Here is a 25,473-nt window from a genome sequence, read left to right as displayed (position 1 = left end):
AATAAAACACCATGAAGAAAATTGTATTTTGTTTAAGCCTGCTTATGTTTGTCATATCGGTTGTTCGTGCAGCTGATGGGGATGAACTTGTGCGTATCCGGCAAAATTACGTTCGCTCTTTACTTCCTTCAGGAGGCGAACAGGAAGACTTAGTCCGTTATTTACAGCAAATCACTCCTGAAAGTGAGATGTCTGATCAGGTAGTAATGGAGTTACATCAGCTTTATCCTTTTGATTTAAAAAAAATACAGAGATATCTCTCTTCTCAGAAAGCGGATGGGACATGGCCAGATATTAATTATAGTGATAAGAAACGTTCGGGATGGGAACCGAAGATGCATGCTGAACGGATACTGGAACTTGCCAAACTTTATCGTTCGGACAAGACGGAATATAAGGGTTCATCAGAGGTCTCAAAAGTAATCCACGCTGCATTGAATTATTGGTTTACCACAAAGCCTGTTTGTCTGAATTGGTGGTACAACCAGATAGGTATCCCCAAAACGATGGGTGCCGCTTTTATCCTTTTGGAAGATGAACTATCTCCGGCAGAAAAACAATCGGCTGTTGAAGTATTGGAACATGCCAGGTTTGGTATGACCGGACAGAATAAAGTTTGGTTGGCAGGTAATGTGTTGATGCGTGCTTTGTTGCAGAATGATTATCCTTTGGTGAAAGAAGCCCGGGATATTATTGCTTCCGAAATAATGACCGGTGGGAAAGAAGGAATAAAGGGAGATTGGAGTTTTCATCAACATGGCGCCCAACAGCAATTTGGTAATTACGGACTGTCGTTTTTATCGGGTATGAGTTTCTTTGCCGGGTTGTTTTCCGGTACTTCATTGGCATTTGATGATAAACAAATGGAGATATTGAATACGTTGCTTGCCGATGGTTATCGTTGGATTATCTGGCGGGGAGAGATGGATATAAATTCTCTGGACCGGCAATTATTCCACAATGCACCTATTCACAAAGCATTGAGTGTGGGATTTGTGGCATTGACGCTGGGAAACAAAGAGTTTGTTGCTGATAATTTTCCTCCTCGTAAATCGGGAAGCACATTTACCGGACATAAACATTTCTGGCAATCGGACTATACTATTCACCGTCGTCCGTTATGGATGGCTTCAGTGAAAATGTCTTCTGAGCGGGTGATTGGTTCCGAACAGGTGAATGAAGATAATTTATTGGGATATTACATGGGTGATGGAGCCACTTATATCTATGAAGATACAAATGATTATCTGAATGTATTTCCTTTCTGGGATTGGAGAAAGATTCCAGGTATAACATCCTACGAAAGTGATGAACCTGTACGGTGGAAGAAGGGAAAACAGGCTGTTAATAATGCATCTTTTGTAGGAGGTGTATCTGATGGTAAACAAGGAATGACCGTTATGGACTTCAACCGGGATGGTATACAGGCTCGTAAGGCGTGGGTGATGACAGACAATTTTGTACTTTGCTTGGGGGCAGGTATACAGTCTGATTCAATACTTGCCGTTACTACTTCTATTGATCAGCGTTTGAAACGGGATGATCTGCTCGTGCTGCAAAAAAAACAATGGAAAACAATAGAAGGTATGCAGCAATTTGATGGAAAAGAACAGCGTTTCTTTCATGGAAATACCGGATATATTCTTTTTGGGAATTCTTCTGTAAAAAGTGTAGCCCATTCGGAGAAGCGTACGGGGCAATGGCGTGATTTTATGCAGATGTATCGTCCGCAACCGGTAGAAGGAGAAGTTGTATCTTTACATATTGACCATGGAGTACATCCGCAGAAGGCTGCTTATCAATATATTCTTCTTCCTTCAGTTAGTCGTGACCAGACGGCAGCATTTGATCTTTCTTCTGTTAAAGTAATACGTAATGATGAAAGTGCGCAGGTTGTTTTTGCTGCAGGTAATTATTATATGGCTGCTTACCAACCTATAAAAATAAAATTGGCATCCGGACTTTCTTTTGAAGCTGTTACACCGGGAGTTTACATGATTATGCCTTCAGGTAAGAACTATAAGGTTGCTTATGCCGATCCAACCCATCAACAGCCGGAAGCAAAAGCTGTAATTAATAAAAAAGAGGTTCGCTTTTCTGTTTCATCCGGGAAAATGGATGGGACTACTATTATAAACTGAGAAATACAAGTGAACGTATAGGGTTACAATCTTTTTTATTAATCTTCATTTTCTCCAGCCAGAGAGACATAACTTGTCACTCTGGCTGGAGTTTTTTATTGGTAAATGCTATAAATAGGTCTGATATATACAGAGACAGACATTGAAATAGAGTTTTTATGGTGGCTGATTCATTTTTACAAGCCATTGATACAAATTAGAAAGCCTTTTTAGCATACATCACCTATTTTTGTGTTTGTAAAATACAATGTATCAATATTCGTGTGTCCGCACACAAATATTAATTTTGTATTTAAGATATTGATTATCAATGATGTTTTGCAATATTGATAGTGCTGATACAAATTCTAAAGCAATTGAGATGTTTCTTAAAATTCGTTACCAGGAATGTGCTTATGTTTGTGCTATCAAAAAACTTAAAAGTGATAAAACACCTGTTGTTAATTTAAGTCTAACTTAAAATTTATACTACTAATGAAAACAAGAAGAACACAATTTTATCCACCATAATGGGTGGGTAGTCGTTATTTCTATTCTAAATTATTAATGTTTAATCTAATATTATTCTACAAATGAATGAAAAAGTGAGAAAAGAATCTCCGATAGCCAGTATGCTATGGAAATTTATGTTATTTGTTGGCTTATTGTTGGGAGGTACATCTCAATTATATGCGCAACAAAGCCAGGTGACTGGTTCTATTATTGATGCCGAAGGAGAACCTATGATTGGAGTCTCTGTAAAAGTGAAAGGTGCATCTCATGGTACTATCTCTGATATGGACGGACACTTTAAACTAAGTGTACAGCAAGGACAGACACTCGTGTTTTCTTACATGGGGTATATCACACAAGATATCAAATGGAAGGGACAGTCTACTTTAAAAATTGTGATGCACGAAGATGCCAAAGCATTGGATGAAGTAGTGGTAGTAGGTTATGGTACAGCAAAGAAAGCAAATCTATCGGGAGCAGCAGTCAATGTAGATGCCGCTAAGATTGAGCAGAAACAGCCGGTAAATGTAATGGATGCATTGCAGGGAGAGGTTCCTGGTGTGCAGATTACTGCTGTTTCAGGTGCTCCGGGTGCCGGATCAAGCATTCGTATCCGTGGTGTTTCGACGTTTGAAGCAGGAGGTACTGAACCCCTATATGTAGTAGATGGAGTAATTGTTGAAAGTATTGATCATATCAATGCCAACGATATTAAATCTTTGGATATTTTGAAAGATGCTTCTTCAACATCTATCTATGGTGCCCGTGCTGCCAATGGTGTGATTATTATCACAACTAAATCCGGTGAAAGCGGTAAACCTCGTATAGATGTTCGTTATCTTAATTCTTATGGTGTTCTTTCTAATACACTTCCACAGTTGAATCGTGCAGAGCGTGAAATATTTGCAAATACAATTCAGTCTGTAGCCGGTAAGAATCCATTTGCTATGTTCAAATCTAATAATGACTCGGTGAATATTCAGGGGACTACCAGTAACAACTATCAGGATGTGATTTCACAAACAGCTGTTCGCCATGATGTGAATGTGAGTATCAGTGGAGGTAGTGATAAAGTACGTACTATGACCAGTATTGGATATCTTGATGATAAAGGTATTATTCTGACCAGTTATGCAAAGCGTTTTACAGGTCGTACTAAAGTGGATTATGAACCTTATAAATTTTTGAAATTCACTACTAATATTAATGTAACCTATCGTAAACAGAATAATATTAGTGAGGGTAGTGTATTTTATAACGCGATCAGGCGACCGACCGAATCGATTCTTTATTATCCGGATGGTACTTTGGTACCTGCTTATGGATCAAGTCCGTCTGGTAAACGAAATCCGATTCAGGAACTATTGGAGCGTACGGATGAGACTACCACATATGAAGGACAGTTATCGGAGATTATGGAGCTTTCATTCCTTAAACATTTCAAGTTCGTAGGAAAAGCAACAGTTTCGTTGAGTCATGCTGACCGTAAGCAATATGCAAGTCCAAATGTGAACAAAACGAAGAGGGAAGAAGTGGAAGCCGGATGGGATAAAGGTTCTGACCGTACTATTTGGAAAAAGAATTATTTGATAGATGGATATCTTGATTATGCCCAAACCTTTAAACAGGCACATAATGTACATGTGATGATTGGTGGTAGTATAGAAGATAAGATGTCTCGTACGACTCTCATGGAAAGTGAGAAATATTTGAATAAGAACATGCTTGTACCACAAGCCAGTACATTGACCGGATATTCTATAACAGGAAATGGAAACAGTATGGTGTCTATGTTTGGTCGTGTTAATTATGACTATTATGGAAGATATATTGTAGAGGGGTCTGTCCGTCGGGATGGTTCGTCCAGATTCGGTTCTGAAAATCGTTATGGTGTATTTCCGGCCGCATCTGCTGCCTGGCGATTCTCTGATGAGTTTTTCATGGATTGGTCGAGAACAGTACTTACTGATGGTAAAATACGTGCCAGCTGGGGTATTAATGGTAACGACCGTGTAAGTGATTATGATACTTATACGCTGTATGCCGTAGATCCGGACTATAGTTATAATGGGGTAACAGGTGTTATTCCTAAGTCATCAGTAGGTAATGCTTATTTGAAATGGGAGGAAACCAAGCAGACGAATATCGGTCTTGACTTGACTTTCTTTGATGGGAGACTTTCATTTACAGGTGACTATTATGTGAAAAAAACAACTGGTTTGTTTAATAACGATGCTATTCCTACTGAAATCGGGTTTAATAGTATGCGTGTGAATGCAGGTTCAGTGAAGAATGAAGGTTTTGAGTTCAATATTTCGGCAACTCCCGTTCGTATACGTAATTTCTCATGGTATACCTCTTTTAACTGGTCTAAAAACAAAAATACAATTTTAAGTATTGTAGGTGAACCTCGTGATTTTGAAACTAACTGGTGGATTGAACCGGGAATGGCTGCAGGTAATTTTTATGGTTACAGACACTTGGGAGTATATGCTTATGATGCAGACAATGCTTATGATGAAGGTTATAAGAATCGATTGATTCCGGTATTTAAGCGTGACCAGTACAATAACGTAGTAATAAATAAAGTTGGAGGTCCCGAAGTGCTTGGCTATACTTATGCTGATGGTACTAAATATGAAGGAGAAATTTATCAGATGAAGGCCTCAGGAGTAGTATGTAAAGGTGGTGATGTAATTTGGGAGGATAAAGACCATAGTGGTAATATTGATGCCGGTGACAAACAAATATTAGGGAATGCACAGGCTAAATGGTATGCAGGATGGAATAATACATTGAAATATAAAGATTTTACTTTGAACTTCTCATTTTATATGAGTCATGGTGGTCTGATTTACAATTCACTTTTACGTGATTTGACAAGTTATGGCGATAACACTTCCAATCCGGCTCCTTGTGGAATTCTTCAGGGATGGAGATATCAGGGACATATCACTAATTGGTTTACTCCGGGACAGAATGCACGTACTACCGAAAACAGTCGTACCCTAAGTAGTAACTATCTTGAGGATGCTTCATTTATTCGTTTGCAGAATGTACGTTTAAGCTATCAGTTGCCTTCGGTATATGCTAAGAAAGCATATCTGCAGTCTGCACAGATTTATATCTATGGTTCTAACTTGTTGACTTGGACTAACTATCGTGGCTACGATCCTGAAATTACTACCGGAGGCGTATTGAACCCTGGTAATGATTCACAGAAGTATCCGAAAAAACGTGAATTTGGTTTTGGTGTAAATGTAAGTTTCTAAATGATTAAAACTATAATGAAAATGAAAAACTTTAAAATATTATCATGTTCAGTTTTATTAGCGGGGATGTCTCTCTTCTCTTCTTGTGAGGACTTCCTGACTAAAACTCCGATAGCTGATTTGAGCAATAAAGCTTACTGGACCAGTGAGTCGGATCTGAAAGCATGGAGAGCCGGTACATATAATGGAGTACAGAAAATTGTATCAAGTACTTTGTTGGCTTGGGGTGAATTACGTTCAGATGATTATTACATAACTCTGTATGCCAATGCTGCTTTACAACTTAACTCTTTGGATTCAAATGGAAGTTATTGCGACTGGGAAAAATTATATCAGGTCATAAACCGGTGTAATCTGGCTATCGAGAATATCCCTGAAATGGGACTTTCTGAAGACGTGACCGGATCATATCTGGGGCAATTTCATGGCTTAAGAGCTTTGATGTATTTCTATGCAATACGTGTTTGGGGTGAAGTGCCATTGATTACTAAGTCATGGGATGGCGATTTGAATACTAAATATAATTCACGTGCTTCTCTGGAATCTATCTATGAAGTGATAGAGGATGATTTAAAAATTGCCATTTCGTCATTGGGTAATGAAGGTGTTTACTATTTTAATCAAGGAGCTGCTTATGCATTGCAAACAGATTATTTGATGTGGCGAAAGGATTATGCCGGAGCATTGAAAGCATCGGATAACTTACTGGCTTTGAAAAGGTATGAAATGGTAAGTAATACTACCGATTGGAAGAAAATATTTACAGATCCTACCAATAGCAAAGAGACTATTTTCACTATAGAATGGGACTTTGAGAAAAATAATAATAATAGTTATGGTGGTCCGATTGGTGTTGGTGGTGGTAATGCTCATTATCAGTTGTCTAATTCGCTGTTTCAAAGAATGCTCCAGGATAAAAAGGATGTTCGATTCTGGGGAGTTGTAGATACGTTGAATATATATAACGGACTGGACAAACAAACTTTAGCTCCGGGGAATTCTCAGATTATCTATGGAAGTACTGGTGCATTGGCTAATAAACTGTGTAAGTTCTTCCCGGTGAAGTCTACAGATCCTGCTGTTGAATTTGATATTCCTGCTACTTCCGGTTGTGTTTTTGAAATACCTATTTATCGTTTTGCTGATGTTATGTTATTGCGTGCAGAAGCAATGATTCATGAAAATAAACCGGCTCAGGATATTATTGATATAGTCAATCAGGTACGTAGTCGTTGCGGTAATACGATTGTTGCGAAGGTAGAAGATTATCCGGTAAGAACTGGTATGACGCAGTCTTCATTGGAAAAACTGGTATTGGATGAACGTCAGATGGAATTTTATGGTGAACCTAAGCGTTGGTTTGACATTATACGTACCGGATATGTGAATGAAATACTGGATCCGCATCTATCTTATATTCAAGCAATGCGTGGTGAAGAACCTGTAGGTTTTGGCAGTGATTTAAGACGGGTTCGTTTCCCGATAGCTAAGTCTGTCTTTACGTCCAATCCAACTTTGGTAGGGCATCAGAATCCTCCTTATTCAGAATAATGATAATAAATAGTGTATATAATGAAAAAGATAATATTAAATATAGCCTTATTGGTAATTCCAATATTCACATTTACAAGTTGTGAGTTATTTGGCCTGGATGTGCAAACTCCTTATGACTATGATTCAGAGAAAGGAACCTATGATAATCAGATTACTATGAATGCATGGGATTTCATGAATTCGCGTACCGACTTGTTCTCGTCTCTGATAGAAGCAATTAAATATTCGGGAGTTGATCCGGAATTATTCAAACAGTCTGATAGAACCTATCTGTTGTTGACGAATACGGCATTGACTTCATCCAATAGCAGTGACCGGAGTTTCTGGAATGAGAATGCTTATCCGGACGAGTTTAATCCGGAGCAGTTGATTATTCCTACCAGCTGGGAAGAATTGGATAAAACCGCAGTGAAGAATATGATTATGTATCATATTATAAAGAAAGCTCTTTCGTATTATGAACTGACTGATTTGACAAAAGGAGTTATAACATTCTTCCCTACAGAATATGATTCTCCTTATGGATACATGGCTGTCGAAATGTTGAAAGAAGGTGCTCTAAGTATTTATTTCAATAACTACGAAGATCATTTTCAGCTGAAAACAAAACCTCGTACCAGTAATCTGCAAAGTCCTAACGGATCATATATTCACGTGATGGATAAATATATGCAGTATCCTACAGATAAAGAATTAGTATCTATTCCTATTTATGCAGCAAAATGATTATGAAAAGAATAAAATATTTATTGATGGGAGCCTTTGTGGCTTTAATGGCATCTTGCGATGATGATTATGTTGAAATAGACTCTTTGCAGGTGTTTGGTGAAGAATTTTTTGCCGGAGAAACTGTTAATGTCGGTATGTCTGTGAGAATGAGTGATCCGGATAAAGCCGATTATTATTGGGAATGTAACGGGGGAACTTTGTTACAGCGTCAGGGGTATACAATGAATCAGTGGAAAGCACCGAGACAGTCGGGCAGATATACGATTAAATGTACTGTAACCTGTGGTGGGGCAAAAGAAACCCGTCAAGCTGAGATTTGGGTAAATGGTTTGTTCTTTGATCGTTTTGGAGGAACAACGGCAACAGGATGGTCTAACTCAAATTCTGCGACTCAGATTCGTGACGGACGCTATCAGTTGAATGTCACAACACCTAATGCTACTACCCGGAATTATGGTGAAGTACGTTATAATCTGAATCAGAAGGATTTTTACCCACCGATGTCCACTCGATTTGATTGTGGTATTGTAGGAGGAGCGACCAATACAAATAATCCTAAATATCCGGTAGATCCTGTTAAGTTTGTATATGGTGAGAATGCATGCGCAGTTGCTGTCTCAGGAAATACGCCCTCTGTAGATGTTACGACTACTTATTTTATCAGTGAAGTCCGTTTTGAGTGGTGGCCTAAGAACCATATTCTGGCAGCAGTACCATGGGGAACTAACATTTATACAGATGTAAATGGTAATCCGGTAAGTTTCAATGCCGATGAGTTTGATGCTATTATACGTTTCCAGTGGACCTTGAAAGCTGACAGAGAAAACGGACGTCCTACGGTTCAAACGGGTTGGGTGGCAGTACCGGTAAAAATACAGAATAATCTGTTGAAATATGACGTGGAAGAAAGCAAAACAGTTGGTCTGGCGATCAGTGAAGACTATACTATAAAAGCAATGGTAGGAACAACAACTCTTGCTACAAGTGATGTGATGAAGCAGTGGAGAGCGACACATGACAATGCTGTTTTCCAAATAAAGGAATTTAAATATGTATATCCTCCATTGACACAAGTTTATCTGGATAATGTATTCTTCTATAGTGACGATATATTTGGAGGTAATTGATTGTTAAAAAGGTTATGAAACCGGGGGAGGTGATTTATTAACCTCCTCTGGTAAGTATAAATCATAAATCAATATGCTAATGAAAAATTTGTTACTTTTCATTTTTGTTCTGGCTTTTTCCTGGCCCGTTGTTGCTCAGAATTCTAATGATACTATTGTAGGACGTTTGGTTGATGCTAAAGGGAAGGCAATTCGTAAAGCTTTGGTATCTGTTAAAGACGTAAAGGCCGAGACTGATCGTTATGGTATTTTTCAGCTGAATAATGTTACTCTGCAAGATATACTGACAGTTATTTTGCCCAAAACAGAAAAAGAAGTGCAAGTTTCGGTAAATGGTATAGCCTATCCGAATATTGTTTTGGGGCTCGAAATTTCAGTGACAGAAGATAAAGGTGAAATCATGAAACTAATGTTACGTAGTCTGCGGCGTTCTCGTTCGGTATCGAGTACTATTGTGGTGACAGGTGAAGAACTGGTTGCTACGGGTGAAAGTAATCTCTTTAATGCTTTAGCAGGTAAAGTCCCTGGGTTTACAGTGGTAATGAAGGATAACGGAGATATCTCTGCACAATTACGGGGGTCTACTTCTATTAGTTTGGATACTTCTCCTCTTTATCTGCTGGATGGGACACAAGTCGAAAGACTGGATAATGTGAATATCAATGATATAAAGAAGGTAGAGATAAGTAAGGATAGTAATATGTATGGTGCCAAAGGTGCCAATGGAGTGATTGCTGTCACTCTGAAATAGTAATATGTAACCTTTTTATTTTTTATAATTATTAATTTAAAACCAAGTATCATGAAAAAAAGTACTTTAATTTTATTGGCAGCTTTATTTACTGCTAATTTATCTGCAGAAGAAAGAGTGGTAACCTCTCTTGCAGGGGATGCGGAAACAGAAGGTAGTTTCCGTCAGGTAATGAACTCATTGGAAAATGGTGATATTGTGACATTCAATATACTTGAAGGTGATGAGATTATATTGGAGGGACAAACCGGGTGTCCTAAAGCTGTTGGTAATGTATATGTTATTGATGGTATTAATAAAGCTACAGGTAATAAGATAACTTTTACAAGTACAGGTGATTCTTTTATCTTTTTCAAGGGTTTGGATGGAGCTACTGCTTCTCGAATGGATATTACGTTTCGCAATATAATAGTCAAAGGATTCATAAATGGAGGAAATGGAGCGGCATTTGCAGTAGGAAACTCTAAAACTGCATCTGAAGGTGATACAGAGAATTATGCAAATCTTAGATTAATAAATTGTGAAGTGAGCGATTGTTTAATAAATGCACCTGCAGATGGTAAAGCTTCCGGATGTGTAGTCTTCAATAGTAGAGGAGTTAATGTTATTATAGATAAATGTGTGTTTTCGAATAATGAGATTATATATCCAGAGGCTTTGCTTGGTACTAAATTAGCTCAAGGAGGAGCTGTAATTGGTACTACTGGAAATAATAATGGTTCATTCTTTATAACTAATTCTACTTTTTCAGGTAATAAAATAAATGTAGGAAGAGGAGGAGCTATTTTTACTGGATATGCGGCTACGTTAATTAATTGTACAATTGTGGGAAATTCAGGTGAAATAGGTGGTGGATTTTATGCACATAACAATCAACCAATGGTTCTTATTAATTCTATATTTTATAAAAATGTTTCTACAGGAACAGATATTGCTGGTGAAGATGTCAGAAGAAACAATGGTAGTTTTGAGATACATAATTGTCTTGTAGGCTCTGCTAATGAATCAGAAGGTGCAGCTGCAGTTGGTTTTACATTTGAAGGAAACAATAATATTACTGTAATTCCTGAGGTAATGAAAGTGTTCGAAAATGATGCAGCTCCTGAATTGAAAGATAATGGTGGTAATACACTTACAGTTGCTTTACATGCTACGCAAAGTATGGCTGCTAAAGCAGGAACTGCTACTGTAGCAGGTTTTGATATTCCTACAGTAGACCAACGTGGTTATACTCGCGCTGCTAAACCTTGTATGGGTGCCTTCGAATTAGGTGGAATTGAGCCTGTAGGTATTCAGACTGCAACAGCCGACGCTAAATTTAACTATAGTGTGGAAAAAGGACGTTTGGTTATTGCAGAATCCGGTGAGTGCCGCATATTCAATACGCTTGGTGCTAAGATAACAGAGCTTACTATCAATGGTAGTGCTCCTATTAATCTTGAATCGGGTATTTACATTGTTCGTTTTATGAATGAAGCTGGTACTTCTGTTGCTAAAGTACTAATACCATAAGTTTAATAATTATCAGGGTTCTTTGGTGAATATGATTTGTCAAAGAACCCTGCTTCTTTAAAAAAATAGAGAAAGATGAGATTAAAAAAGTATTTCTTATATGTTATCCTGACTTTTGTGTCTGTGTCGATATTTACTTCGTGTTCTTCGGATGACAAGGAGGAAGAAGCAATTACTCCAAGTCTGACTACTACTCCCACAGATGTAAATGCTAGGGCAAGTGGTGAAGACGTAAATATTACAGTGAAAGCAACTTCTACCTGGACTACAGTAATTGATGATAAGGTAGATTGGGTTAAAGTTAAGTCATCGGATATACAAGCCGGCAAATTAGTGCTTACTATAGTTGCAAACACTACTCTTGAATCGCGTTCGACAAATGTTATTGTAAAATTGGATAACACTGATTTGACAAAGCCGATAAAGATTTCCCAGGCTGCGGCCACTGCTTCTTTGGTGATATCTCCAGTGGAGGTGGTTGATATACCGGCTGAAGGTAAAGAGTATACTTTTACTGTTGAGAGTTCTACTGGAGTAGATTGGGAGTATGAAATACCTGGAGAACAACAGAGCTGGATAAAAGAAAAATCGAAAACTGATAAATCGCTCACACTGTCTTTTGAGGCTAATACAGGATCCCAACGCGGCTGTTATATTGTCTTTAAAGACAAAAACAAAAAGGCACCCAATTTTAACGTTAAAGTTATTCAGTTGAAATCTGAAAATTTTGATCCTAATGATCCGATTCAGATGGGATACACTTTACAAGGAAGCATGAAGGGAAGTGCGGATTTGGTTGGTAAGGGGTATGCGGATGTACATACCTATATGAGAAAGTTTGGTTGGGACTATTCAGAACATCCTAATTCATCTACTAAGGACCATAATGAAGTAGACCATATTGAAACTGTGTTTGATGCTACTATTAATCAGTATATATTTAGATTTATTAGTCACGCAAGTAGTGCTCTTGATGGCGACCGTGGTTCAATGAATGACCGTATGCGTAATGAGATGAAGACACAAACGAGTGCAGCCTGGTATAAATTGAATGGTAACTGGGGAGAGTCTCAAATATTACAATGGAAATTTAAGATACCTAAAGGGTATCGACCCAGTACAAGTTTTTGCCACATTCATCAGCTCAAGGCACAGGAGGGTGACAATGGAGCTCCTGTTATTACTATTTCTCTTCGTGGAAATAATGATGGAACCAATCGCAGAGTACAGGTAATTCATTCTTTGGGGTCTGACCATAGTGCAGGAACCAAAAGTCTGGGGACTTTTGTAGATAATGTGAAAATAGAAGAGTTTGAAGATGAATGGGTACAGGTAAGTGAAGAAGTGAAATATGATCATCATGGCAAGTATCGTCTGGTGATAACTCGTATCAGAGATGGTAAAGTTTTGATAGACAATACACAGAATGATATTGATACATGGCGGAAAGGAGCAATTAATATCCGTAATAAATTTGGTATTTACCGTAGTTACGGAGGTAGTGGAGGTCAGATTACCAATAATATCAAAGATGAAACTATTGATTTAGCTGACTTTGTAATTTATGAAAAAGATACAAATCCGAGCCCTGCTGCCCACGATTAGAAAGATATAAGTTGGTTTGAGATGGGAGCTATATTTAAAGATAGTTCCCATTTTTTTATTCGATAACTTTTCATATATAATGTCAGATACATGAAAAATATTTTATGTTATAGTATTTGTTTACTGTTTGGAGTACAGCAGCTAACAGCTCAAATGGTTTCAATTAAAAGTCCCGATAATAAGATTGTTTTGAATATAAAAGATGATGCCGGGCAACTTCTTTTTAATGTAAAAAAAGGGGAGATAGCTGTATTAGAAGATTCGCCAATGTTTTTTTCTTCCGGTGAAAAGAAATTATCGGCAATACATTTACACTCTCCTGAATATTATAAAGTAGATGAGACGTACCCTATCCGGGGGATTCATTCGCTTGCGGTAAATAAAGCAAATGGAATGAAAGTAAAAGTAGCGGATGAGAAAAATAATACTTTATATACGATTGATGCCCGTGCTTATAATGATGGGATTGCTTTTCGCTTTCTGGTAAAAGGGACTCAGACGGATAAATATGTTCCGGAAGAGAGTACTGTTTTCAAGTTACCTTTGGGAAGCCACATTTATTACCATGATATGTATGCACATTATGAGGGCATCCATAAAAAACAGGAAATAGATTGTGTTAGTAAAGGCGAATGGGCAGCACCTCCTGTAACAATTGAGTTACCACAAAAACAAGGATATGCGTGTATTACAGAATCTGCTCTCAGAAATTATCCGGGTATGTCTTTACAGGCTGATGGGGAATGTGGACTTGTTGTCAGACTGGGGCATGAACAACCGGCAGGATATCCGTTTGCGCATGACTATAGTTTGGAAGAGGCCAAACGTTTGTCTGAACCGGCTGTCATTGCTGGCAATATTGTAACTCCCTGGCGAACAGTAATTGTTGCTCCTGACTTGAATGGACTGGTAAATACTGATCTGATTACTAATTTGTCGCCAGCTCCAGATAGACGATTGTTTCCCGAAGGAGTGAATACGAAGTGGATTAAACCGGGGCGTTCTGTATGGTGCTGGTTGGATGGTGGTCAACGTACTTTGGAAGGCATGAAAGAATTTTCAAAACTTGCCGGAGAATTAGGATTTGAATACAATACGGTTGATGCATTCTGGTATCGGTGGACGGATGCACAGATTAAGGAGTTGGTTGACTACTCTGCTCAGTTCGGGGTTAAAATATGGCTATGGAGGCATGGACGTGATCTGCGTGATTCTCGTAAGCGGAAAGATTTCTTTGACCGTTGTCAACGGTTGGGAATTGCTGGGGTGAAGCTGGATGCTTTCTCCCACGAATCCAAAGAGTTTATTGATCTTTATCAGGCATGTTTGAAGGAGGCAGCAGAACATAAGCTGATGTTGAATATCCATGGTAGTGATAAACCAACAGGAGAGGTGCGTTCGTGGCCGAATGAAATGTCTCGTGAAGGAATTCGCGGCTTGGAGTATGGTAAGAATCAATACGAATGGGCTACACATAATACTACGTTACCCTTTACCCGATTGGTTGCCGGAGCGGGTGATTACACTCCAATGATATTTGGTGACAGGAAATTAGATACATCCTGGGTACATCAGATAGCGACAGCACTAATATTTAATTCTTCTGTTATCTTTTTCGGTGCGCATCCTCAAACTATACTTGATAATCCGGCAGTGGATGTAATAAAAGACATACCGGCTGTTTGGGATGAGACAATTGTACTACCTTGTAGCGAGATTGGGAAAATTGCTGCCTTCGCCCGGCGTAGTGGTGATACTTGGTTTCTTGCCGTGGTCAATGGAAAAGAAGCGCAGACAATTCAATTCCCTCTCTCGTTTCTGGGTACAGGTTGGTATGAAGCTACAGTTTTAAATGACAGACCTGCTGATGCAGGAGCAATAAAAATAGAACGTGCTTTTTGTAGGAATAGTGATTCTCTTACAGGGTATATGCGTAATGGAGGAGGATATATAGTTCGATTTAAATCTAAATAATGAATTGATATGATAAAGAAAATAATTGGAATAATGGTTGCTACCTCATTTTGTTTTATAATGCAGGCACAACAGGTTTTTACTGATGTAAGAGTTATAGCCGAACGTTCAAATATGCGTTCTGATCGACGTCCTATTCCCGTGGGATATTATGATGAGCAAGCTGATCAAACGTTTGTATGTTGGATGTCTACGGATAGTCATCCGGTTGTTAAGGCTTATAATCATGCTACGGGGCAGTGGAGTGAAACAAAAGTAGTGGCACGCTCTCCGTTTGTTGATAAACATAATTATCCGGGAATGTTACGTGGAACTGACGGACGAATCTTTTTGTTTTATGGTTGTCATAACTCTACCTTAAAGATGGCTGTTTCTCCTAAACCGGGAAGTATTGAAGGAGAATGGACGGATCGTTTTATAAATGAGGCAGAACGTGCGTCTTATCCGGCTCCTATATTAACGGAGGATGGAACATTTTATGTGTTTTACAGAGATACACGTCAAACCAATAAATATTCGGATGACAGACCTTATCAGTTTGTGAAATCTACAGACGGAGGAAATACCTGGATACGCCAGATGGTCATTGATCCCTTTCCCCGTGTTACAGATAATATGATGGAGGTTTATAATGGGCAGGTTACTTATCAACCCGCAGGGAATGGGAAAAAGGAACGCATTCATATAGCTTGGACTATTTGTGGCGAGAAATTGGGTAAACATGCTCATGCTACTTATGGAAGAAATGTATATTATGCTTATCTTGATCCTTCTAATGATCATATGTATAATGTAGAAGGAATAGATCTGGGAACTACCATTGATAATGAGGAGTCGGATAAATATTGCCAGGTACTGGAGACTCCTATACCAGAACGTGGACACTCTGCAGGGTTACAGGTATCCGTTCACTATCGTGATAACTCATGTCCTGTTGTACATTATCAATATCCGGAAGAGAATGCAGCCCGGTTGTCTACATGGGATGCCGGAGAGTGGAAACATCTTACTTTTGAGGCCAAAGGTGAACCCAGAGGCATTGAGAAATTAGGTCCCGAGTCATTTCGTATTTATGCTACTATGGGTAGGAGAGCAGTTACCTTTATTACTAATGACGGAGGACGTAGTGTACAGAAAGAAGCAGAGATTATCACTCCTTTTTCGCTTTCCCGTTGTTATTGGATAGAAAATGCCCGTCCGGAACTGAAATTATTGATGTTTTCTAATCCGTTACCGGATGCTCCTAAGACATTATCTACCGCTAACAGAGATGTATATGTGGCTGGTATAAATGAATGATTTACCTCTTCTATTATTTAAACGGAGTGTATTCCCTTATCTCAAAATTGAGATAAGGGAATTTTTTTAGTATTCTGTCTCTGAATACGTATTTTTAATATGCAAAAGCATATACTTTCTTTTTCCTTTTTTTTATGACACTTTTTGACTACTTTTGCGTGTCTTGATTAAACATTGTAACATTTTAAACTATTATTTGGATAAACTATGAAAAAGAAGCTACGTTTTTCCTTATTCTTTTTACTAATTTTATTTATGAGAGGAAGTATGCAGTCACAAAATGTACAGAAACCTTTTGATATCGATTTATGGCAACAAGGTATGCCTAATACAAACGGTATGGATAGTGCTCCTTTTGATGAATCAAAAGGTAATTTCAAACCTTCAATTCGTGTTTTTCTTCCCGCACCTGAATTAGCTACCGGTCGGGTGATTGTTGCTTGTCCGGGAGGTAGTTACTCACATCTTGCTTATAATCATGAAGGTTATGATTGGGCACCTTTTTTTAATAAGCAAGGAATCGCCTTGGTTGTATTGAAGTATCGTATGCCGAAAGGAGGACATAAAGAAGTTCCTTTTTCTGATGCGGAAGAGGTTCTGAAGATGGTGAGAGATAGTGCAGATGTATGGAATATAAACCCGAACGATGTTGGTATTATGGGGTTCTCTGCCGGTGGACATTTGGCTTCTACCATTGCTACACATACTTCACCTGAACTACGTCCGAATTTTCAGATATTGTTTTATCCAGTTATAACAATGGATAAGAGTTACACTCATATGGGATCACATGATAACCTTTTGGGGAAAGATGCTCCGGCTGAGTTGGAGGAACAATACTCTAATGAAAAACAAGTGACCAAAGATACTCCTCGTGCTTTTATTGTATATAGTGATGATGATAAGACGGTTCCTCCTGCAAATGGTGTGAACTATTATCTGGCTTTGAATAAGAAAGGTGTTCCGGCTGCCCTTCATGTGTATCCTTCCGGTGGCCATGGATGGGGAATCCGTGAAGATTTTATATATAAAAATCTGGTGTTAGATGAACTCTCTGCCTGGTTACGATCATTTAAAGCACCTCGTAAAGATGCTATACGTGTGGCATGTATCGGCAATAGTATTACCTATGGATCGCGTTTGAGAAATCCGGAAAAAGATGCATATCCAACTATTCTGGGACGTATGCTGGGTGATGGATATTGGGTGAAAAACTTTGGAATAGGATCACGTACTATGCTGAATAAAGGGGATCATCCGTATATGAAGGAGCAAAAATACAAAGATGCGCTGGCATTTAATCCGAATATTGTTGTTATCAAATTAGGAACGAATGATAGTAAGCCTCATAATTGGGTTCACAAAGATGAGTTTGCAAAAGATATGCAGACTATGATTGATGCATTTGGGAAACTTACTGCTCATCCGAAGATATATTTGTGCTATCCGTCTAAATCATATGATAATTATGGAATCAGTGATAAGACAATTGTGAATGAAATTATTCCGATGATAAAGAAGTTGGCTAAAAAGAATAAGTTATCGGTGATAGATTTGCATACTGCAATGGATGGGATACCCGAACTTTTTCCAGATAAAGTCCATCCAAATGAAAAAGGTGCAGAGATAATAGCGAAAACTGTGTATGGAATAGTAAAAGAATAAAAAAGTTATTATGATACAAACGATACAGCTGCACGGAACAGACAAACAACTTTATAAAATTGTGGCTCCATTAGTTATGGATCCTGAAGTACTGAAAATGAATAACAATTACCCTTTTAAAACTACTGATAAGTTTACCTGGTTTATTGCCGCAAGTGGGAGACATGTGGTCGGATTTCTTCCGGTAGAACGAAGAGGGAAAGAAGCTATTATTAATAATTATTATATAGGAAAAGACCAGGAAGAGGCTCTTGCTCTTCTGCTGGTGGATGCTATAGCAGCTTTTGATACAGACAAAACGTTGGTTGCTGTAGTTCAGGTAAAGCATCAGGCTATTTTTGAAAAACACGGATTCATAGTAGAGAAAGCCTGGAAACTATATGTAAAAATGCGGAGGGATGAATGAAGAAAAAAGAAGTAGAGGTAAAGAAGAATGTATATGAATTGGCGCAGGAACGTTTGCGCATGATTTTTAAAGAGTTTGATAATGTGTATATCTCCTTTTCGGGAGGAAAAGATAGTGGTGTACTTTTGAGTCTATGTATTGATTACATACGTCGTAACAATTTGAATGTACGTATCGGAGTATTTCATATGGATTATGAAATACAGTATAAGATGACTATTGACTATGTGGACCGCATGATTGAGGCTAATAAAGATATTATTGATGTATATCGCGTGTGCGTTCCTTTCCGTGTGGCAACCTGTACATCGATGTATCAGTCTTTTTGGCGTCCATGGGAAAAAGGGAAGAAGAAACTGTGGGTACGCCCTATGCCGAAAGATGCAATGACGGAGAAGGATTTTCCTTTTTATAATGCTCAGATGTGGGACTATGAATTTCAGATGCGTTTTGCCAAATGGATACATGATAAAAAAGATGCAGTGCGCACTTGTTGCCTTATTGGTATACGTACCCAGGAAAGTTTCAATCGGTGGAGGTGCATTTATCTGAATCGTAAATATCAGATGTACCATACGTATCGTTGGACTTCTAAAGTGGCAAATGATGTTTATAATGCATATCCTATTTTCGATTGGAAGACAACAGATGTATGGACCGCCAATGGAAAATTCCATTGGGATTACAACATCTTGTATGATTTGTATTATCGTGCCGGAGTGAATATAGAGCGTCAGCGGGTAGCCAGTCCTTTTATCGGCGAGGCTATAGAGAGCTTGTCTCTCTATCGGGTTATTGATCCTAATACCTGGGGAAAAATGGTAGGACGTGTGAATGGGGTTAACTTCACAGGGATGTATGGAGGCACTCATGCTATGGGATGGCAATCTATAAAACTTCCGGAAGGTTATACCTGGAGAGAATTTATGTATTTTCTTTTGTCTACATTACCGGAACGTGCGCGTAAGGGATACCTGAGGAAGCTATCAGTCAGTGTCAATTTCTGGCGTACCAAAGGAGGATGCTTAAATGATGAAACCATACAAAAACTGATTGCTGCGAAAGTTCCTATTATTGTGATGGATAATAGTAATTATAAAACAGTGAAGAAACCTGTTCGGATGGAATATCAGGATGATATCAATATTGCAGAATTCAGAGAAATTCCTACTTATAAACGTATGTGTATCTGTATTCTGAAAAATGACCATGCCTGTAAGTATATGGGATTTTCGCCAACAAAAGAGGAGATTAGTAAGAGAAGTCAAATAATGGAACAATATAAAAATATTCTGCAATGAGTTGTAAAAAGAGTCCTGTGTATGATGTGAGAGCTGTGCCTGTAGACAAAGTGGTTGCTAATGATTATAATCCCAATATAGTTGCTCCGCCGGAAATGAAGTTATTAGAATTATCTATTTGGGAAGATGGGTTCACTATGCCCTGTGTGTGCTATTATGATAAAGAAAAAGATATGTATATTCTGGTAGATGGTTTTCATAGATACTCTGTTCTGAAAACATCCAAACGTATTTACCAACGTGAAAACGGTTTGTTGCCGATTGTAGTTATCGACAAAGATTTATCCAATCGAATGAGTTCTACGATTCGTCATAACCGTGCCCGAGGTGCCCATAATATTGAATTGATGTGTCACATTGTTGCTGAGTTGGATAAAGCTGGTATGTCTGATCAATGGATTATGAAGAATATTGGAATGGATAGGGATGAATTGCTGCGTTTGAAACAGATTTCCGGATTGGCTGATTTGTTTGCAAACAATGAATTTAGTATTCCGGAAAGAGAGTCTCCCCTCAATTCAAAAGAGAGTACTGTGGTTTAAAATATTATTTTTTATATTTATAAGCAGCTCCTTGTATTTCCGAAATACAAGGAGCTGCTTGTTTTAGCGAAATAAGGTATCTATTATTTTTTGCTTTATGTGTAAATCTTTAATGATGTGTGTCCCGTAAAATGAAATTTTGTGTATTTTATTTCTTCTCTTTTTTATTTTAGACAAGTATTCTCTCTGGAATGCTCATAATTAGCACATCAGTGTTCTTTTTTCATCGCTGAAAGAGGATAAAAGCTTTATTTAATTCAATAGAATGTCTCATCTTTGTAATGTAATAATTACTCCGGGACAACCAGTTAATAATTATATATGAGTTGACGAGAAAAATTGTTCTGTAAGTCTGTTTAGTTAAATTGTGAACTCGTCAAAAAGGATGCAGAATGCATCTAATGTTTTTTATAGATGTTAAGATCCATGGGTTATATAGATTTTGATAGAAAAATTTATATAATCTGTGGCTTTTAGTTTGAATTCTTTTATTGGTTTATTATTTTATATCTTTGGAAGAGGTTAATAAAGAGAAAGGGAGTTGCAATCACTGCACCTCCCTTTCTACATCACTGAATAGAGAATTATGGAGAATTATAGTTGTTCTATTATCTCTTTTTGTCGTTCCATAAAATTAATGCGTTGTACTTCTCCACTTTCGGAAATTAGGGTTGAATGTCTTTTCAAGGATTGTATCCAATTCTTTTGTAAAGTACATATCTGTTGATTTTGTGAATCCATTGAGTTTATAGAGTATACTCTGAACAGACTGATCTGAAAATCACTCTTCTCAATATAAGTATAGGTTGCTTCAAAGTTGATATTTGATAGATAGATGGCCACTTTGTTTCCATTATTAAATTCTCCTTTTATAGATAACTGTTCCAATTCATGTAATAATAGGAGAAGTTCATTCTTTAACTGTTTTACATCTTCTTCTGAAATCAGATTTAATCCTGCAAAATACTTAATTTCTTTTATGAATGAGTAGATGATATTACTATCCCATATAAAACAGGTTTTCTTACAATGTTTTACTGTTTCACTTAATTTTTTGTGTGCAGAGATGACTTTCTCAGGAACTTGCATCTCGGCTAATGAGTGAGGAGTTTTTATTTTCCCGTTTTGATATACCCAGCGACACAAGCGAAATTTAGACAGACTCTCATAAGCTGAATAGAGTGTGAAAGGAATTATATTGGCTGCGGTATATATGGTTGTACTATCATCATTTCTGATATAATTAAAGATTCTCAGATAACGTTCCAGTATTTCATAATAACTTTCTATCGGATCGGGTGAATGTTGCAGATTCAGATCGAATGTAGCCCGGTTTGACAGGTGATTGCCAATTATCTGATCGATGGATATTCCGAGTTTGTGAGATATAACAGCGACTTCATCAAAAGTGAAAGCTACCTCTCCGCGTAGTCTGCGATAAACGGCCTCTTTTCCCATACATAGTGTATTAGTTAGAAAATTGGCAAGTGTTTCTTTTGGAGCGATACGCTCTTTCATTTCGTTGATGAGTTCGTTTACTATACTATTCTTCATACTTGCTTATATTGCTTTTAGTGATTTTCTTGTCGAAAAATGATTTTATGCAAATATAAAGCTTCCTGTCTGATAATTAGTATGGAATAAAACGTAATAGTGAGTTGCGTTATTTCTTATTTTATTGTTTTGTGTAATGTAGATTATGAAAAATGAAATTATACAAAAATAAAGCAAACGTATTTTCGTTATGAGAAAATGTATTTGCTTTTGATTCTGAATATCATTGATATATCTTTTTATAATGTATCAATTATCTCTCTTTGCTTTTGGAAGAATTGTATACGTTGCATTTCTCCACTAACGGAGATTAGTGTAGAAAACTTTTTTAATGACTGAATCCATTCTTTTAAACTCTTACACATTTCAATATCTTGTGTCGTGATGGAGTTTATAGCATAAACACGTATCATACTCAGATGTACATTGCTACTTTCTACGTAACTATAGGTTGCTTCAAAGTTAATATTAGAAATATATATATTAACCTCATTGTCAGATTCGAATTTTCCTTTTCTTGCCAAGTTCTCTAATTCGTCCAATAAAAGTAACAACTCTTCCTTGATCTCTTGTCTGGCCTTGTCGGAGATGAGCTGAATGCTCGAAAAATATTCCAGATCATTCACTATGTGGGAAAAAATATTGCTATCCCATATAAAACTTGTACTATGAATCTGTTCTGCAGCATTTACAAAGTCTTTTTGAATATCTTGTAGTTTGGCTGGTATCTCCAAATCGTCAAAATGCTTGCAACCGATATTTTCATTCTGATACATCCATTTAAACAGTCTGAACTTAGACAATATATCGTGTTTAAGATATAATGTCTGCGGGATAGTGTTGGAAGATGTAGCCAATTCAGAAATGGGATCATCTTCTATACTTTTTAATAGCTCGGTATACTTATTTATAATATCGTAATATGTTTCAAAGGGATTACTGTGGTGAACCACATTCATGTCAAAAACGGCGTTTTCCTTAAAACTTACTCCTATCATCTTGTCGAGTGATACTCCCAGTTTTCTGGAAATAATAGCAGCTTCTGTCAGAGTGAAAGGAACTTCTCCACGTAGTCGTCTGTATACGGCTTCTCTACCGATAAACAAATTGTCCATTAATACGTTTGCTATATTACTGTTTGCCGGTATTTTTTCTTTTATGGCTTCAATGAGCCCTTCATTTAATTTATTTGTTATCATAATCATTGTCCTTTTCTTGTTTTCTAGATTTAGAACAAATAAGAGTAGAGAGATGTTTCGCATATCGCAACTATTTTCATTTTGTGGTTCATTTTTTGGCTTGTGTGGGGGTGAATGAAATTTTATATGAAATAAAAAAGTTCATAATATTTGCATAATTAGGGTGAATCGTCTACATTTGTCCGTGCATAAATGGAACTTATAATACATGAAAAGAATATTAGTTAGCGGTGGGGCCGGATTTATAGGTTCACATCTCTGTACCAGATTGGTGAATGAAGGTAATGATGTTATTTGTTTAGATAACTTGTTTACAGGTTCAAAGAGTAATATCGTGCATTTGATGGACAATTATCATTTTGAGTTTGTACGTCATGATGTGGCATTTCCATATAGTGCAGAGGTTGATGAAATTTATAATTTAGCTTGCCCTGCTTCCCCTATACATTATCAACATGATGCCATTCAGACGATAAAGACGTCTGTAATGGGGGCTATTAATATGCTGGGATTGGCTATGCGTGTAAATGCTAAGATATTGCAGGCTTCTACCAGTGAGGTGTATGGTGACCCGATGGTACATCCACAACCTGAAAGCTATTGGGGGAATGTAAACCCTATTGGCTATCGTTCATGTTATGACGAGAGTAAAAGATGTGCCGAAACTCTTTTTATGGATTATTATCGTCAAAATGATGTTCGTGTAAAGATTATCCGCATTTTCAATACATACGGTCCTCGTATGCTTCCCAACGACGGACGAGTTGTTTCTAATTTTATAGTTCAGGCATTGCAAAATCAGGATATTACTATCTATGGTTCGGGAGAACAAACACGCAGTTTTCAGTATGTAGATGATTTGATCGAAGGAATGATCCGGATGATGAATACTCCTGATGATTTTACAGGACCTGTGAATATTGGTAACCCTAATGAGTTTTCTATCCTTGAATTGGCAAAAAAAGTAATTGAACTGACTGGTTCGAAATCAAAGATTATATTTAAGCCTTTGCCGCATGATGACCCTAAACAGCGTCAGCCGGATATTACATTGGCAAAGGAGAAACTGAATTGGAAACCAACGGTAGAACTGGAGGAAGGTCTCGGACGTATGATTAATTATTTTAAAGATTATAAAGTATAAAACAACCAGATAAAGCTATATAAAAGATGAACATGGAAATAAATCCTTCAGAATACAAAATACTAATTGTAGATGACGTAATGTCGAATGTATTGTTGCTGAAGGTACTTCTTACCAATGAGAAGTTTCAGATTGCGACAGCCAGTAACGGTCGTCAAGCGTTGGATCAGGTTACAAAAGAGAAACCTGATCTTGTTCTGTTGGATGTGATGATGCCTGATATGAGTGGCTTTGAAGTTTCTCAGCAACTGAAGGCCAATCCGGAAACGGCAGAAATTCCGATCATCTTTTTGACGGCTCTGAATAGTACGGCGGATATTGTGAAAGGTTTTCAAGTAGGAGGTAATGACTTTATTTCAAAACCTTTTAATAAAGAAGAGTTGATAATCCGCGTCACTCATCAAATCTCACTGATTGCTGCGAAGCGTATTATCGTGGCGCAGACAGAGGAACTGAGAAAGACGATTATCGGACGTGATAAGCTTTATTCTGTAATAGCTCATGATCTTCGTTCTCCAATGGGATCCATTAAAATGGTATTAAATATGCTTATATTGAATTTGCCAAGTGACACCATAGGACCAGAAATGTATGAGTTACTTACGATGGCCAATCAAACTACAGAGGATGTGTTCTCTTTGCTTGATAATCTATTGAAATGGACTAAGAGCCAGATCGGTAAGTTGAAGGTAGTATATCAGGATATTGATATGGTAGAAGTTACTGAAGGAGTGATAGAGATTTTCTCGATGGTAGCTGAATTGAAAAAGATCAGTATTCGTTTGGAAACACCAAGCAAGTTGGACGTACATGCTGACATTGATATGATAAAAACAGTTATCCGTAATTTGCTTAGTAATGCTATCAAGTTTAGTAATGAAGCAACTGAGATATTGGTAACAGTGCAGGAACAAGAGGGTATGGCTGTCGTGAGTGTAAAAGACAGTGGTTGTGGTATCGACGAAGAGAATCAGAAGAAATTGTTGCATACAGATACTCATTTCAGTACTTTCGGAACGAATAATGAAGAAGGTTCCGGGCTCGGTTTGTTGCTTTGCCAGGACTTTGTTATCAAGAACGGTGGTAAGTTATGGTTCACATCTACTAAGGGAGAAGGATCTACATTCAGTTTTTCTATCCCATTGAAGAAATAAACAAGAGAAAACTTACACTATTAAGTTATAATATTATAAATGCCCGAAGCCT

At 37.6% G+C, this 25,473-nt stretch carries 18 protein-coding genes; 16 read left to right on the top strand and 2 right to left on the bottom strand.

Annotated elements, in window-relative coordinates; all coding sequences use genetic code 11:
- The first annotated feature begins 11 nt into the window (after positions 1 to 11).
- From HCG69_RS13740 to HCG69_RS13675, 14 genes are all read left to right on the top strand, one after another.
- Entirely contained in the window at positions 12 to 2,141 is a 2,130-nt protein-coding gene (locus HCG69_RS13740) for a polysaccharide lyase 8 family protein (RefSeq protein WP_221650497.1), read from the top strand.
- 584 nt (positions 2,142 to 2,725) lie between these two features.
- Entirely contained in the window at positions 2,726 to 5,905 is a 3,180-nt protein-coding gene (locus tag HCG69_RS13735; RefSeq protein WP_370634151.1) for a SusC/RagA family TonB-linked outer membrane protein, read from the top strand.
- Positions 5,906 to 5,926: 21 nt separating this feature from the next.
- Positions 5,927 to 7,456 (top strand): RagB/SusD family nutrient uptake outer membrane protein, encoded by a 1,530-nt coding sequence (locus HCG69_RS13730; protein WP_221650495.1) that lies wholly within the window; start codon positions 5,927 to 5,929, stop codon positions 7,454 to 7,456.
- A gap of 21 nt (positions 7,457 to 7,477) precedes the next feature.
- Complete coding sequence (locus tag HCG69_RS13725) at positions 7,478 to 8,185, top strand: hypothetical protein (RefSeq protein WP_221650494.1); 708 nt, start codon at positions 7,478 to 7,480, stop codon at positions 8,183 to 8,185.
- A gap of 2 nt (positions 8,186 to 8,187) precedes the next feature.
- The gene (locus HCG69_RS13720) at positions 8,188 to 9,315 is read left to right on the top strand and encodes a hypothetical protein (RefSeq protein ID WP_255585978.1); all 1,128 of its coding nucleotides are present in this window, start codon (positions 8,188 to 8,190) and stop codon (positions 9,313 to 9,315) included.
- Between the two features lie 79 nt (positions 9,316 to 9,394).
- Positions 9,395 to 10,066 (top strand): TonB-dependent receptor plug domain-containing protein, encoded by a 672-nt coding sequence (locus HCG69_RS13715; RefSeq protein ID WP_221650493.1) that lies wholly within the window; start codon positions 9,395 to 9,397, stop codon positions 10,064 to 10,066.
- A 51-nt stretch (positions 10,067 to 10,117) separates the two neighbouring features.
- Positions 10,118 to 11,578, top strand: coding sequence for a T9SS type A sorting domain-containing protein (locus tag HCG69_RS13710; RefSeq protein WP_221650492.1), 1,461 nt, complete (start codon positions 10,118 to 10,120; stop codon positions 11,576 to 11,578).
- A gap of 75 nt (positions 11,579 to 11,653) precedes the next feature.
- On the top strand, positions 11,654 to 13,183 hold the full coding sequence (locus HCG69_RS13705) for a BACON domain-containing protein (RefSeq protein WP_221650491.1): 1,530 nt from the start codon (positions 11,654 to 11,656) through the stop codon (positions 13,181 to 13,183).
- 90 nt (positions 13,184 to 13,273) lie between these two features.
- Positions 13,274 to 15,157 (top strand): glycoside hydrolase family 97 protein, encoded by a 1,884-nt coding sequence (locus HCG69_RS13700; protein WP_221650490.1) that lies wholly within the window; start codon positions 13,274 to 13,276, stop codon positions 15,155 to 15,157.
- Between the two features lie 9 nt (positions 15,158 to 15,166).
- Positions 15,167 to 16,456, top strand: coding sequence for a BNR-4 repeat-containing protein (locus HCG69_RS13695; RefSeq protein ID WP_221650489.1), 1,290 nt, complete (start codon positions 15,167 to 15,169; stop codon positions 16,454 to 16,456).
- A 321-nt stretch (positions 16,457 to 16,777) separates the two neighbouring features.
- Positions 16,778 to 18,121 carry a GDSL-type esterase/lipase family protein gene (locus tag HCG69_RS13690; protein WP_255585996.1) on the top strand — a complete coding sequence of 448 codons (1,344 nt, stop codon included), beginning with the start codon at positions 16,778 to 16,780 and terminating at the stop codon, positions 18,119 to 18,121.
- 10 nt (positions 18,122 to 18,131) lie between these two features.
- Entirely contained in the window at positions 18,132 to 18,527 is a 396-nt protein-coding gene (locus tag HCG69_RS13685; protein WP_221650487.1) for a hypothetical protein, read from the top strand.
- Positions 18,524 to 19,828 carry a DUF3440 domain-containing protein gene (locus tag HCG69_RS13680; protein WP_221650486.1) on the top strand — a complete coding sequence of 435 codons (1,305 nt, stop codon included), beginning with the start codon at positions 18,524 to 18,526 and terminating at the stop codon, positions 19,826 to 19,828. The genes HCG69_RS13685 and HCG69_RS13680 overlap by 4 nt, the downstream gene beginning before the upstream one ends.
- Positions 19,825 to 20,370: a ParB/RepB/Spo0J family partition protein gene (locus HCG69_RS13675; protein ID WP_002560123.1), complete on the top strand. Its 546-nt coding sequence runs from the start codon at positions 19,825 to 19,827 to the stop codon at positions 20,368 to 20,370. The genes HCG69_RS13680 and HCG69_RS13675 overlap by 4 nt, the downstream gene beginning before the upstream one ends.
- 594 nt (positions 20,371 to 20,964) lie before the next feature.
- Here the strand turns inward: HCG69_RS13675 and HCG69_RS13670 are convergent.
- Both HCG69_RS13670 and HCG69_RS13665 read right to left on the bottom strand, forming a co-directional pair.
- Complete coding sequence (locus HCG69_RS13670; RefSeq protein WP_221650485.1) at positions 20,965 to 21,924, bottom strand: hypothetical protein; 960 nt, start codon at positions 21,922 to 21,924, stop codon at positions 20,965 to 20,967.
- Positions 21,925 to 22,163: 239 nt separating this feature from the next.
- Positions 22,164 to 23,123 (bottom strand): hypothetical protein, encoded by a 960-nt coding sequence (locus HCG69_RS13665; RefSeq protein WP_007485732.1) that lies wholly within the window; start codon positions 23,121 to 23,123, stop codon positions 22,164 to 22,166.
- Positions 23,124 to 23,331: 208 nt separating this feature from the next.
- Between HCG69_RS13665 and HCG69_RS13660 the strand changes: the two genes are divergently transcribed.
- Positions 23,332 to 24,267: a UDP-glucuronic acid decarboxylase family protein gene (locus tag HCG69_RS13660; protein WP_002560127.1), complete on the top strand. Its 936-nt coding sequence runs from the start codon at positions 23,332 to 23,334 to the stop codon at positions 24,265 to 24,267.
- A gap of 26 nt (positions 24,268 to 24,293) precedes the next feature.
- Positions 24,294 to 25,421 (top strand): response regulator, encoded by a 1,128-nt coding sequence (locus tag HCG69_RS13655; protein WP_221650484.1) that lies wholly within the window; start codon positions 24,294 to 24,296, stop codon positions 25,419 to 25,421.
- Positions 25,422 to 25,473 lie beyond the last annotated feature (52 nt).

Source organism: Bacteroides sp. K03 (assembly GCF_019734355.1).
Lineage (GTDB): Bacteria > Bacteroidota > Bacteroidia > Bacteroidales > Bacteroidaceae > Bacteroides > Bacteroides nordii.
The sequence above is the reverse complement of the archived record's forward strand: the minus strand, read 5'-3'. Positions and strand labels throughout refer to the sequence as shown.